The sequence below is a fragment of the Tenacibaculum sp. XPcli2-G genome (genome assembly GCF_024124505.1).
Taxonomy (GTDB): domain Bacteria; phylum Bacteroidota; class Bacteroidia; order Flavobacteriales; family Flavobacteriaceae; genus Polaribacter; species Polaribacter mesophilus.
The window spans coordinates 458,110-472,401 of sequence record NZ_JAMXSH010000002.1; the positions used below are offsets into that span (position 1 = coordinate 458,110).

Annotated in this window: 11 protein-coding genes and 1 riboswitch; of the genes, 4 read left to right on the top strand and 7 right to left on the bottom strand. The window is 32.2% G+C overall.

The features are described 5' to 3' along the window. Position 1: 1 nt before the first annotated feature. From NH341_RS06745 to NH341_RS06770, 6 genes are all read right to left on the bottom strand, one after another. Positions 2-631 (bottom strand): phosphoribosylanthranilate isomerase, encoded by a 630-nt coding sequence (locus NH341_RS06745; RefSeq protein WP_082118614.1) that lies wholly within the window; start codon positions 629-631, stop codon positions 2-4. A 115-nt stretch (positions 632-746) separates the two neighbouring features. Next, entirely contained in the window at positions 747-1,535 is a 789-nt protein-coding gene (gene trpC / locus NH341_RS06750; RefSeq protein WP_047788469.1) for an indole-3-glycerol phosphate synthase TrpC, read from the bottom strand. Between the two features lie 122 nt (positions 1,536-1,657). Continuing rightward, positions 1,658-2,644 (bottom strand): anthranilate phosphoribosyltransferase, encoded by a 987-nt coding sequence (trpD, locus tag NH341_RS06755; protein ID WP_047788671.1) that lies wholly within the window; start codon positions 2,642-2,644, stop codon positions 1,658-1,660. Positions 2,645-2,654: 10 nt separating this feature from the next. Further along, the gene (locus tag NH341_RS06760; protein WP_047788470.1) at positions 2,655-3,248 is read right to left on the bottom strand and encodes an aminodeoxychorismate/anthranilate synthase component II; all 594 of its coding nucleotides are present in this window, start codon (positions 3,246-3,248) and stop codon (positions 2,655-2,657) included. Between the two features lie 83 nt (positions 3,249-3,331). Then, on the bottom strand, positions 3,332-4,723 hold the full coding sequence (locus NH341_RS06765; protein WP_047788471.1) for an anthranilate synthase component I family protein: 1,392 nt from the start codon (positions 4,721-4,723) through the stop codon (positions 3,332-3,334). A gap of 206 nt (positions 4,724-4,929) precedes the next feature. Continuing rightward, the gene (locus NH341_RS06770) at positions 4,930-5,994 is read right to left on the bottom strand and encodes a hypothetical protein (protein ID WP_253056143.1); all 1,065 of its coding nucleotides are present in this window, start codon (positions 5,992-5,994) and stop codon (positions 4,930-4,932) included. Positions 5,995-6,088: 94 nt separating this feature from the next. Next, positions 6,089-6,287, bottom strand: a riboswitch (cobalamin riboswitch). 251 nt (positions 6,288-6,538) lie between these two features. Here NH341_RS06770 and asnB point away from each other — a divergent pair. Continuing rightward, the gene (asnB, locus tag NH341_RS06775; RefSeq protein ID WP_047788473.1) at positions 6,539-8,200 is read left to right on the top strand and encodes an asparagine synthase B; all 1,662 of its coding nucleotides are present in this window, start codon (positions 6,539-6,541) and stop codon (positions 8,198-8,200) included. An 88-nt stretch (positions 8,201-8,288) separates the two neighbouring features. On the opposite strand, the gene NH341_RS06780 is transcribed toward asnB, so the two are convergent. After that, positions 8,289-9,467, bottom strand: coding sequence for a DUF3103 family protein (locus NH341_RS06780; protein ID WP_253056145.1), 1,179 nt, complete (start codon positions 9,465-9,467; stop codon positions 8,289-8,291). A 429-nt stretch (positions 9,468-9,896) separates the two neighbouring features. Between NH341_RS06780 and gyrB the strand changes: the two genes are divergently transcribed. The 3 genes from gyrB (at position 9,897) to mdh (ending at position 14,017) form a co-directional block, all read left to right on the top strand. Continuing rightward, the gene (gene gyrB / locus NH341_RS06785) at positions 9,897-11,834 is read left to right on the top strand and encodes a DNA topoisomerase (ATP-hydrolyzing) subunit B (protein ID WP_047788474.1); all 1,938 of its coding nucleotides are present in this window, start codon (positions 9,897-9,899) and stop codon (positions 11,832-11,834) included. A gap of 91 nt (positions 11,835-11,925) precedes the next feature. Beyond that, entirely contained in the window at positions 11,926-12,945 is a 1,020-nt protein-coding gene (locus NH341_RS06790; RefSeq protein WP_073181637.1) for a DUF6588 family protein, read from the top strand. A 145-nt stretch (positions 12,946-13,090) separates the two neighbouring features. Continuing rightward, positions 13,091-14,017, top strand: coding sequence for a malate dehydrogenase (gene mdh, locus NH341_RS06795; protein WP_073181642.1), 927 nt, complete (start codon positions 13,091-13,093; stop codon positions 14,015-14,017). Positions 14,018-14,292 lie beyond the last annotated feature (275 nt).

The following is a 14,292-nucleotide window of genomic DNA, read 5'->3' on the forward strand; positions in this document are numbered from 1 at the left end:
TTTAGCTGTTAGCCGTTAGCTTTTTAAACTTTTTTATTTTTTCTACTGATTTTACTCCTGGCTTGGTTTCAAACTTGCTATTCACATCAATGGCAAAGCAGTATTGTGATTCTTTTCTTTTAAGAAAGGATTGTAATTCTCCTACCTCTTCTAAGCCTATTCCTCCGCTTAAAAAGTAAGGTTTGGTTGAATTGTAATCTCTCAAAACCTGCCAGTTAAAAGTTACTCCGTTTCCTCCGCGCTCTTTACCTTTGGTATCAAACAAAAAATAATCTATTACCTCTTCATAAGGTTTTAATATCTCAAAATTAAATTTGTCTTTGATTCCAAACACCTTAATAATTTCTAGTTTTGGTAAATGCCCCTTTAATTTTTGAATATATTCAACAGGTTCATCTCCATGCAACTGAACCGAATCCAGCTGATATTCTTCAACTAAAGAAACTACAATCTCCAAATACTCATTTACAAAAACACCTACTTTTTTGATTCCTTTAGGTAGTTTCGGAATGATGCCTTCAAAATTTCTTGATGATTTTTCATAGAAAATAAACCCTAAATAATCAGGTTGTAATTCAGCTACTTGCTGAATATTTTCTATAAACTTCATTCCACAAACTTTTAGTTTCATATTATTTGTATTTCGTCACTTCGAGTAATTTTCGACTTTGTGAGAAAATTGTATCGAGAAGTACTTGTTCTCGATACTAATTTATTCGTTCCTCATAAATTCACTCGAACTGACATTATCTAATTTGATCGATAAATTCTTGACATGCTTGTCCTGGATTTTCTGTTTTCATAAAGTTTTCCCCTATTAAAAAACCATGAAAACCATGTTCTTTTAACCCTGTTATAATCCTTGGGTCTGAAATTCCACTTTCTGAAACTTTTACAACTGTATCTGGAATTTGACTTGCTAAATTTATTGAATGTTCTAAATCAACTTCAAACGTCTTTAAGTTTCTGTTGTTAATTCCTATAATTTTATTATCCAGATCTCCAATTTTATCTAAATCTTCTTGGGTATGGATTTCATATAAGACTTCTAATCCTAAATCTGTTGCTAACTGACCGTAATTCTTCAATTGTTCAGCTGTCAAACAAGTAGCTATTAACAACACCACATCAGCACCAATTGCTTTAGCTTCTACTATTTGAAACCCATCAACAATAAAATCTTTTCTTAAAATGGGTTTTTGTTGATTAATTACTCGTGCTTCCATCAAATCTGCCATGGTACCTCCAAAAAAAGAAGTATCGGTTAAGATTGATTGTGCTGCTACATTAGCATCTAAATATCCATTCGTTACTTCAGTAATCGTTGCTTTGTCATTGATAATTCCTTTAGAAGGCGATTGACGTTTAAACTCTGCTATAATTCCTGTTGAATAAGGCTCCAATAATGATTTTTTCAAAGAAATTGGTTGTCTTTTAAAATTCGGGCTTTCTACCAATTTTTTAACAGCTACTTCAGCTTTTATTTTTGCTACTTCCTGTTTTTTAAAGGCTATTATTTTATCTAAAATAGTCATCTTATATTCTTTTTGTTATTGCGAACAAAATGAAGTAATCTAAATTATTTTCTTTACAGAAAGATTCCTTCACTACCACTTCGACTACGCTCAGTGTCCGTTCGGAATGACGTTTTTTTATTTTAATTTACTAATTTTTCTAACGATTGTTTTGCTTTTAACCCTAATAACGAATCTTTTGCTTCTTCAAATGCGGTTTCAAAACGCTTATTTTTATTAAAAGTTTTTAAGGCAAATGCCGCGTTGGTTAATACCACATTATTTTGAGCTTCTGTTCCTTTTCCATTAATAATATCTACAAATATATCTGCAGCCTCTTTAACGGTATTGCCTCCAAAAATAGCCGATGGAGCAATTTGTTTTTGTCCTAAATCAGATGGAGAAACTTGTTGCTCTGCCTCTTTTGTAAATAATTTAAAATCTCCTGTTAACGATATTTCGTCGTACCCATCTAATGCATGTACCACACCATAATTTACTTCAGATTGTTGCAACATATAATTGTACACTCTGGCAACCTCTAAATTAAATACGCCCACCAATTGATTTTGTGGACGACTTGGATTTACCAATGGCCCCAACATGTTAAAAAATGTTTTTACTCCTAATTCTCTTCGAATAGGTGCTACAACTTTCATCGCCGGATGAAATAGTGGTGCGTGTAAAAAACAAATATTTGCTTCTTCTAACTGACGCTTTAACGTAGTCTCATCATTTGTGAAATTGTATCCTAAAAACTCTAACATATTAGAAGAACCTGATGCAGAAGACACACCATAATTTCCATGTTTTGCAACTTTATGTCCTGTTCCAGCCACAATAAATGAGGTTAATGTTGAAATGTTGAACGTATTTTTCCCATCTCCCCCTGTTCCGCATAAATCAATCGTGTTAAAGTCTGATAAATCTACCTTTATCGCTAATTCTAATAAAGCTTCTCTAAACCCTGATAATTCATCAACCGAAACTGGTCGCATTAAAAACACGGTAATGAATGCAGCTATTTGTGAAGCATTGTATTTTTCTTGTGCAATATTTATCAAAACTTCTTTCGATTGTTCCTTGGTCAATCGTTTTTGTTCAAATAGGGTGTTTAGTATTTTTTTCATATCAATAGCTTTAAGCTTTTGGCTTTTGGCTTTCGGCAAAAGCAATAAAATTCTGAATCATTTTTTTTCCGTCTGGAGTTAAAATACTTTCTGGGTGAAACTGTACTGCTTCAATAGCAAATTCTTTATGGCGTAATGCCATAATGCTTCCTTCTTCATCAACTGCTGTTATTTCTAGTTCCTCAGGAAAGTTGTTGTGTGAAGCAATCCAAGAGTGATAACGTGCAGCTTCAAAAGTTTCTGAAATATCTTTAAAGGTAATTGCATTATTTTTAGTCACTTTCATTTCAGTAGCTACTCCATGAAATACATCGTTCAAGTTTTCTAACTTACCTCCAAAAACTTCCGTTATTGCTTGCAAACCCAAACACACTCCAAAAATTGGAATTTTACCTGCATAGGTTTTTATAGTTTCCTTTAAAATACCTGCTTCATCAGGAATACCTGGTCCTGGTGACAGAATAATAGCATCGTATTTTTTAATTTCATCTACTGAAATTTCATCGTTACGATACACATCTGGCAACTTTCCTGTTATATCCTCCACATAATGTACCAAATTATAGGTAAATGAGTCGTAATTATCTAATATTAATATCTTCATATTTATAGTATTGAGTATTGAGGTTTGAGTAATAATAAAACATGTATATCCTACATGTAAATACAAACATCTCAATTCTAATTTTATATTTCTTCTGCTAACACCAATGCTTTTTTAAGTGCTGCTAACTTATTATTTACTTCTTGTAGTTCGTTTTCTTCTTTTGAATTGATTACAATTCCTGCACCTGCTTGGTAAAACAAGGTATTTTTTTTACTTACAAAAGAACGAATTGCTATGGCTTGATTTACATTTCCGTTCAGTCCAATAAAACCAACACATCCTCCATAAAATCCACGGGTTTGATTTTCGTATGTATCTATCAATTCCATGGCTTTGTATTTTGGTGCTCCACTTAATGTTCCTGCTGGAAATGTATCTCCTACAATTTCTATCGGGTTTCCTGTAATTTTACCTGTTACTGTGGATACCAAATGAATTACATGACTAAAATACTGTACTTCTTTATAGGTTTCAACTGTTACATTAGTTGCATGTTTACTTAAATCATTTCTTGCTAAATCAACCAACATTACATGTTCTGCATTTTCTTTCGGATCATTTGCTAACTCTTTTGCCAACTCCCTATCTTTTTCATCATCACCTGTTCTTCTAAAGGTTCCTGCAATTGGGTTTATAATTGCTTGTCCATCTGTTATTTTAATTTGTGCTTCTGGCGAAGATCCCATTAACTTAAAACTTCCATAATCAAAATAGAATAAATATGGAGAAGGGTTTATAGAGCGTAATGCTCTGTACACATTAAATTCATCTCCTTTAAATTTTTGTTGAAATTGACGTGATAAAACCAACTGAAAAACATCTCCTCTTTTACAGTGTTCTTTTGCTTTTGTTACACTTTGCTTAAATTCCTCATCCGTGATATTCGAAGTTTCTTCTCCTTCAAAAACGAAGTCATATTTAGCAAAAGATTGAGAGTTTACTAAGTTTTCTATTTCTGATAATCGAGATTCTTCTCCTTCTGGTATATTTTCTATCAAAATCATTTCATTTTTAAAATGATTGATTGCTACAATAAATCGGAAAAAGCTATACTGTAATACTGGAATTTCAGAAGGAGCTTTATTTGATTTTAACTGAATTTTTTCAAAGTATTGAACCGCATCAAAAGTTGTATAACCATACAATCCATTAAATGATTTTATTTCCTCTGAACAATTTATCGAAATAACATTGCTATACGCATCAAACTTCTTATAAAAATTTCTTTGAATAGGCTCTCTTTCTAATTCTTCTTTTCGATACGACAATAACAATTCATCATTTTCTGCCTTGATGGTTATCAAAGGTTCTATACACAAAAACGAATAACTATTTTCTTTACTATGATAATCTGAACTTTCTAACAGCAAACTATTCGCATACTTGTCTCTTGTTCTTAAATACAAGCTAACTGGCGTTATCATATCTGCCAATTGTTTTTTTGCTATTGTTTTAAAGGTAATTTTTTTCATTTTATTTAATATGTAAAAAACAAAAAAGGCTTATCATGAGATAAGCCTTTTCGTTGTATTATAGATATAACAAGATGGTCTCACTAACGTAAGTTATGAGTTTTCCACCACCAGTTATTTAATTGTTGTTTTATCATTATGCTACAAATGTATAAAGTGATTTTGATTTTACAAACTTTTTTGTATTAAAAATAAATAAACAATACTTAATTTACAGAAAAATCTTCTTTAGAGAAGAAAATATCTATTGGCGAGTTACCTATTCCTTTTACAGTTTTAAAAACAGATTTATCTTCATTATATATAGTAAGTATACTTTTTTCCGTATCAAAAAAATCTTCTGCGCCTAAAACATATACTTTTTCTGTAATAGGATGCTCTCTTATAACAGTTGTAAGCATTATTCCTTCTGTAGTTGGATTAATAAATTCTTCTGCTTTTTTTGTTTCTGTGTTAAAACGGTGAATCACTCCTGTTGACACTTCTGACCAATAAACATAACTACCTGACTCACTTAAAGAAAGCATACTATTCTTATATAAATTCACTCCTGTTAATGTAACCATTTCATCAATACCATAATCAGTTGTCAAACTTACAAACTTAGCATCTCCAATTCTTTTCTCAGTTCCTATCCAAATTTTATTGTTTTTATCTTTTAAGATTCCTGAAATTACATCATCAAATATTACTGTGGTTTTTATTGACTTATCTTTGATATTTAATACTTTCAACTCTTTATCGTCAGCAATCAATATGTTTTCTCCATCTACCAATACTCCTGATTTTGAAAACAATACTTTTGAAGAAACTCCATCAATTTTATCTTTCACTCCTTCACTTACATTAAAAAACGATAAATCATATGTTCTTCGTCTTCCTCTTCCACCAGTAGAAATGATTACTCCATCAGTTTCTGAGTACATGGCCAAGTACGAAGGGCTACTTACCTTAGATGTAGTCACTGTTACTTCTTCTGCAAGATCTTTTAAGTTTAATTTTGTAACAAAATTAGGTCCGTCTTGAGACACTATGAATAAACTATTTTCAAAGTTTGTAAAAGATATTGAATTTTTATTTAGAGACTCATATACATTTGGGGTAAAAACTTGACTTTCATCTAAATGCCCTACCACTGTTTTGTCCCCCTCATAACTTAGTATAAAAGAATTATCATAAATTGGAGTTGGTTCTTGTTTCGTTGAATCACTTGAACATGAAAAAAAAACTGATATTAAACATACCAATACAATACTATAATTACGTATCATTATTATAATTAAATTTAAAGTTTCTGAAAACAAAAAAATACAAACATTATATTTCAAATGTTCTTTACTGCTTCTTCTTTTAACCCGAAAGAAAAGCAATGAATTAAATTTTGGCAGGTCTCCTGACTAACATCTTGCTACTACCTTCCCGTAAAAACAGTGGCGTAAGAAATAACAAGTATCTATAATTTTAATAGACTAAGTTTACAGTTGCGGGTACAGTTTAGGATTCTCACCTAATTCCCTTTTAATTTTCTTTACAATAAAGAAAAACCGCGGCAAATATATTTTAGTCGTAGGAAAGAAACACTAATTTTACTGTTAAAATTATACTTCCTTCTTTTTCGATAAAAGTAAACTCTCATAATTGTTATAAGAATAATTAAAAAGTAGAATAATAATAGCTTAAAACGCAAATTAAAGTTAATTAAAATATGTTTTTCAACTTTTAAAGTTACAATATATAACCAAAAAAAGCATAATTGTTTAAAAACAAAAACATCATTCAGTTATTTGCATTATAATAAACAATAAAATTAAAATTATGTGTGGAATTGTATGTGCGTTTGATTTAAAACAATCTTCAGATAAATTAAGACCTCAATTATTAGAAATGGCTAAGAAAGTTCGCCATAGAGGTCCAGACTGGAGTGGAATTTATAGCGATGAAAAAACAATTATGGCACATGAGCGACTAGCAATTGTTGATCCTGCCTCTGGACAACAACCTCTATTTAGCCATGACCGTAGATTTGTCTTAGCTGCTAATGGAGAAATATATAATCATAAAGAAATAAGAAAACAACTTAAGGAACAACATGAGTTTTTAACTAAATCTGATTGTGAGGTTATCTTAGCTTTATACAAAGAAAAGGGAGTTGAGTTTTTAGATGATTTAAACGGGATTTTTGGTTTTGCTGTATACGATTCAATTACAGATGAATATTTAGTAGCTCGTGACCATATGGGAATTATTCCTTTATACATGGGATGGGATAAACACGGAACTTTTTATGTGGCCTCTGAGTTAAAAGCGCTAGAAGGAGTTTGTAACAAAATCGAAATTTTTCCTCCAGGACACTATTATACGCGTGAAGACGGATTACAAAAATGGTATTCTCGTGATTGGATGGAATACGAAGCTGTGAAAGACAATAAGACCTCTATAGATGAAGTTCGTGACGCTTTAGAAGCCGCTGTTCATAGGCAACTAATGAGTGATGTACCTTATGGAGTATTACTTTCTGGTGGATTGGATTCTTCCATTACCTCTGCTATTGCAAAAAAATATGCTGCTAAACGTGTAGAATCTGGTGATAAAGATGCTGCTTGGTATCCACAATTACATTCATTTTCTATTGGTTTAGAGGGCTCACCTGATTTAGCTGCAGCTAAAAAAGTATCGGAGTATATTGATACTATTCATCATGAAATAACCTTTACTATTCAAGAAGGCTTAGACGCAATAAAAGATGTTATTTACAACTTGGAAACTTACGATATTACAACAGTTCGTGCCTCTACTCCAATGTATTTAATGGCACGTGTTATTAAATCTATGGGAATAAAAATGGTCTTATCTGGCGAAGGTGCTGATGAACTTTTTGGAGGATATTTATACTTCCATAAAGCGCCTAATGCAGAAGAATTCCATAAAGAAACTGTACGAAAATTAGATAAATTGTATCAATACGATTGTTTACGCGCCAATAAAAGCTTAATGGCTTGGGGAATTGAAGGTCGTGTACCATTTTTAGATAAAGAATTTATGGATGTAGCAATGCGTATTAACCCAGAAGACAAAATGATTAATGGTGAACGTATGGAAAAATGGGTGTTACGTAAAGCTTTTGAGAGCTGTTTACCGAAAGAAGTAGCTTGGAGACAAAAAGAACAATTTTCTGACGGAGTTGGCTACAACTGGATTGACACCTTAAAGGAAGTTGTAGAAGCTGCTATTACTGACGAAATGATGGCAAATGCTCCACATCGCTTTCCTACACAAACACCAAGAGCTAAAGAAGAATACTATTATCGTTCAATATTTGAAGAGCATTTTCCAAGTGAAACTGCTGCTTTAACAGTTCCGTCTGTGCCTTCAATTGCTTGTAGCACTCCTACTGCACTGGCTTGGGATAAAAGTTTTCAAAACCAAAACGAACCTTCTGGTAGAGCTATCAAAGCTGTGCATGAAGACGCTTACTAAGAAAAATTCTTAGTTTTTTTTCAAATTTTAGTTGTAAAGAAAACCTCGCTTATTGGCGAGGTTTTTGTTATTCCTTTAAATTTATTTTTTAATTTGGAGCTACATAAAAAGGAGATAAGTTCACCTTTGCATTTCTTCTAGCCCCATAATAATTATAGTAACTCTTATTTTTTTCAATTGTATAAAACGAATCTACATAATCATCATTATTGGCATACCAGCTATCAGGCATCGCTTGAATTATTGCTCCAGCAACCTGACCCAAAACATTAACCCAAGGTTGTGTTGAAACTGTTCCTATAATTTGAAAAACTCCATTTACAATAGCAGAAACTAAGTCTTTATAATTTGTATTGTCATCTTTTTCAAATAACTGAATATTTGCTGCTTGATATTGATAATCATCCCAAAACAATAATATTTGATTCGGGTAATAATCAGTATCGTCATGATCTAAATAATACATAGGTATTATCTTAATTTCAGGGTTATTTTTATCATCTTTAATACCAGATGTTATTGCATATACCTCAGCAGCACCACTTATCCAAGGCTCTTCATCGTCATTTAATCTTATTTTATCTAACTTCGTGGTTTCCAATCCAGCATTTCTAACAGATTTAGTACTTAAATCTAATGAAGACTTTAAAAACCTGTTGTTTTGAACTCCATTTTCTTGAAGATACTCATTCATATAAATTACCTCTCTCTTCAAGGCTTCAAAACCATCAGTTTCAATAACAATAACTGTTTGACTTGGTGCTTCTTTAGGATCAAGATAAACAACTTCTTTATCTATTGTATACGCTTCAACTCTCTCCCAAGTTTTCTCATCTCCTTCAGGAGCAAAAGAAAATAATACATTAGAAAAATCTTCTATTCTCTCTCCATTGTGCATCCAAACTTCCAAAATCTCTATCTTTTCAGGAGCGGCTTCTTTAGACGCCTTACCTTCTAACATAGTGGTTTTAGACATTAACATTTTATATGACTCTTCATCACTTACAAACTCAGAAGTTTGGTTTAAAATTTTAGACATCGCTACACTTGGTTGCTGATTATTCAACAACTCAAGAGTCTTTTCTTTAAAGCTTTGATTCTTCATCAAATCAATAAATTGAAAAGTAGCTTCTTTCTTATTTGTTAAACTAGAAATTTGCTCTTCTGTCAAACTTTCTGAACCAGTAACTAATTCTTCAGAATTGTTACAGCCAATAAACAACATAGAAGCCAATAAAGCTCCTAATAAAATTCGGGGGGTTTTCATTTTAAAAAAAATTTAATTTATTAATATTAGCTTCAATATTAACAAAAAACACAACAAAAACCTTAAAAAATGTTAATTTTTTACAAAAGCATAAACAAAAAACCATTAAACACTAATTTAAATTCATTTATTTAACACCAAACAAACAATTTTATAACTTTACTTTTATAAAACATTTTTAAAGCCAAATAAGCTATTTTTATAAAAAAAGATTAGACCAAACTATCCATTTATCTTCAAATTCTAATTTAAAAGTGTTTTTAGCCGTTTTAAGGGCTTTTTTATTTCTTAAGCAATTGTTGATAAAACATCACAAAAACCTCTTAAAAACTTTATTTAAAGTTTATAAAATCGTAAATTTGTAATGTAACAATAATCGCTCCCGAGCGATTTTTTTATGATAAAGACTTTAATTTAATTCTCTTTATAATGAGCGAAGAAAAAAAACATAATTATTCTGCCGATAGTATCCAGGCGCTAGAAGGAATGGAGCACGTACGCATGCGTCCTTCCATGTATATTGGAGATGTTGGAGTACGAGGATTACACCATTTAGTATATGAGGTTGTAGATAACTCTATTGACGAAGCCTTAGCTGGTCACTGTGATGAAATATCAGTAGATATTAATGAAGATAACTCTATTACAGTAAAAGATAATGGTCGTGGTATTCCTGTTGGAATTCATAAAAAAGAAGGAGTTTCTGCCCTACAGGTTGTAATGACCAAGATTGGTGCTGGTGGTAAATTTGATAAAGATTCATACAAGGTATCTGGTGGACTACATGGTGTTGGAGTCTCTTGTGTGAATGCACTTTCTGATCATTTAACTGCAACTGTACATAAAGAAGGTAAAATTTGGCAACAAGAATATGAAAGAGGTAAAACTTTATACCCTGTAAAAACTATTGGAGATACAGATTTTACTGGAACTATTGTTAGCTTCTTACCAGATAAATCAATATTTCAACAAACAACAGAATATAACTACGACACCTTAGCTACACGTATGCGCGAATTGGCATACTTAAATAAAGGTATCACCATTACGTTAACTGACAAACGTAATCAGGATGATGAAGGGAATAATATTTCTGAAACATTTCATTCTGAGGAAGGTTTATCTGAATTTGTGAAATTCTTAGACGGGACAAGAACACAGATTATTCAAGATGTAATTTCTATGGAAGGTGAAAAGAATGGAATTCCTGTAGAAGTTGCTATGGTGTACAATGATTCGTATGCTGAGAATTTACACTCATACGTAAATAACATTAATACACACGAAGGAGGTACACACCTATCAGGTTTCCGTCGTGGTTTAACGCACACATTAAAAAAGTATGCTGATGAGTCTGGTTTACTTAAAAATGTAAAATTCGAAATTGCTGGTGATGACTTCCGTGAAGGATTGACAGCAATTGTATCTGTAAAAGTAGCAGAACCTCAATTTGAGGGTCAAACAAAAACAAAATTAGGTAACCGTGAAGTAAGCGCTGCTGTATCACAAGCGGTATCTGAAATGTTAACGGATTATTTAGAGGAAAATCCAAATGACGCTAAAACCATTGTTCAAAAGGTTATTTTAGCTGCACAAGCACGTCACGCAGCACGCAAAGCTCGTGAAATGGTACAGCGTAAAACAGTAATGAGTATTGGTGGTTTACCTGGTAAATTATCAGACTGTTCTGAAACTGACCCTGCTCAATGTGAAATATTCCTTGTTGAGGGAGACTCGGCAGGTGGTACTGCAAAACAAGGTCGTGACCGTAACTTCCAAGCTATTCTTCCTTTAAGAGGTAAAATCTTAAATGTAGAAAAAGCTATGCAACATAAAGTTTTTGAAAATGAAGAAATCAAAAACATGTTTACTGCATTAGGAGTTACTATTGGAACAGAAGACGACCCTCGTGAATTAAACTTAACCAAATTACGTTACCATAAAGTAGTTATTATGTGTGATGCCGATGTGGATGGTTCTCACATTGCAACCTTAATTTTAACATTCTTCTTCCGTTACATGCGTGAAATGGTTGAACAAGGATATATTTACATTGCTACTCCTCCTTTATATTTAGTTAAAAAAGGGCAAAAACGCGAGTATGCATGGGATGACAATCAACGTGATTTAATTGCTCAAAAAATGGGTGGATCAGTAACAATTCAACGTTATAAAGGTCTTGGAGAGATGAACGCAGAACAATTATGGGACACTACCATGAATCCTGAGTTTAGAACACTACGACAAGTTACTATTGACAATTTAACTGAAGCTGATAGAATATTCTCTATGCTAATGGGTGATGAAGTTCCTCCACGTAGAGATTTCATAGAAAAGAATGCAAAATATGCGAATATTGATGCATAAAACAATTTCTTAACGACAAAAAAGCTCAATAAAATTATTGAGCTTTTTTTTATTTTATATTTTTACCGCTTAAAACAACATCCTCATAATTATGAAAAAAATTCTTTTACCACTTTTAACTCTAATGGTAAGCTTTAGTGTTAAAGCTCAGGAATTAGAAACTATTTTATTAGCAAAAGAAGACGCTAGCAAACTAACAAATGCTTATTTAGATCCTGCTATGAAAGGTTTTATTTATAGCATGAACAATGGCTGGTATCATACTGCTAAAGTTCACAAAAAATTTGGCTTTGATATCACTATTGGTGCTAATGCTTCTTTTGTACCTTCTGAAGATGAAATATTTAATCTAACAAAAATAGGATTATCTAGTAATACTACCTATAACCAAAATACTACACCAACAGTTACTGGAAGCAATTCCCTAACTCCTGCAGAATTAACATATAGAACAACCGTTAATGGACAAGAAGTTGAAGCTAACTTTACAATGCCTGAAGGCGTTAAAGATGATCTACCTGCTAATGCCGTACCAGCTCCTTCTGTTCAAATTGGATTAGGACTTCCTTATAAATTTGAAGCAATGGTTAGATATGTACCAAAAGTAGGCTCTGATGATGTAAAAGGAGGATTGTTTGGAATAGGAGTAAAAAAAGAAATTACCAATTGGTTTGGTCCTATGGATAAAACACCATTGCATGTTTCTTTACTAGCTGCCTACACCAATATGAATGTTGATTATACAATAGGTGATGTTTCTGGTGATGTATCAACCGAAAATGCTTCTGCAGAATTTAAACTAAATTCATATACTGTACAAGCAATTGCATCTTTAAACTTTCCTGTTATTAATATTTACGGAGGTGTAGGATATAATGGAGGTAATACCAGACTAAATATGCTTGGAACCTACATTCTTAGATACGAATTCAATAATATTCCAGTAGATGAAGAAAGAGTTACTGACCCTTTATCTTTAAAGACTAATACGGGTAGCTTTAACACCACATTAGGTGCTCGTTTAAGTTTAGGTTTCTTTAAAATCTTCGGAAGTTATACCTTACAAGAGTATAACTCTGTTAATGCAGGTATTGCTTTTAGTTTTAGATAATTTTTACCAAAAATAAACTCTAGAACAAACCCGTTGAAATATCAACGGGTTTTTCTTTTATATCCATAGCCAAATCGCTATTTTTGTGCATCTTGTGCGGATTCCGCACTTATAAACATAATTAATTACAAAAAACATATATAAAATGAAAGTAACGGTTGTAGGAGCAGGTGCTGTAGGTGCTAGTTGTGCTGAGTACATTGCTATTAAAAATTTCGCTTCTGAAGTTGTTTTAGTTGATATTAAAGAAGGTTTTGCTGAAGGTAAAGCAATGGATTTAATGCAAACTGCTTCTTTAAATGGTTTTGATACTAAAATTACAGGAACAACAGGAGATTATAGCAAAACTGCTGGATCAGACATCTGTGTAATTACCTCAGGTATTGCTCGTAAACCAGGAATGTCTCGCGATGAGTTATTAGGAATCAATGCTGGTATTGTAAAATCTGTAGCTGCTAGCTTAGTTGAGCAATCTCCTAACACAATTATCATTGTAGTATCTAACCCAATGGATACTATGACATATTTAGTACACAAAGCGACTGGATTACCTAAAAATAGAATCATTGGTATGGGTGGAGCATTAGACTCTGCTCGTTTTAAATATCGTTTAGCTGAAGCTTTAGAAGCTCCTATTTCTGATGTTGACGGAATGGTTATTGGTGGTCACTCTGACAAAGGAATGGTACCGTTAACTCGTTTAGCTACTCGTAACTCTGTTCCTGTATCTGAATTCTTATCAGAAGAAAGATTAGAGCAAGTAAAACAAGATACTAAAGTTGGTGGTGCTACCTTAACAGGATTATTAGGTACTTCTGCTTGGTATGCTCCAGGTGCTGCTGTATCTGGTTTAGTACAAGCAATTGCTTGTGACCAAAAGAAAATATTCCCTTGTTCTGCTTTATTAGAGGGAGAATATGGTTTATCTGATTTATGTATTGGTGTACCAGTAGTATTAGGTAAAAACGGAATTGAAAAAATCGTTGAAATTAACTTAAGCGAGGAAGAAAAAGCTGCTTTAACTTCTTCTGCTGAAGCTGTTAAAAACAACAACACTACTTTAACTTTCTAGGAAGTTAAAAACGTAGAATCTAAAAGTCCTGAGTAAATTCATTACTCAGGACTTTTTTATAATTTTTTGTTAAAATTCAAATAGTGGTGTAAGATTCTGCTAATCTGAACGTCTTTATTATGGAGAAGCATTAGTAGTGTTTCTTTTCATAGTTTTTCATAGCAATTTTCCCACTTCATTTTTGAAGTGGGTTTGTTTTTTTTATAAAAAATTAAACTGCTTGCTGTACTACTTCAAACAATTCTCCACCTTCGCATTTAATTACTTTTTGTTTA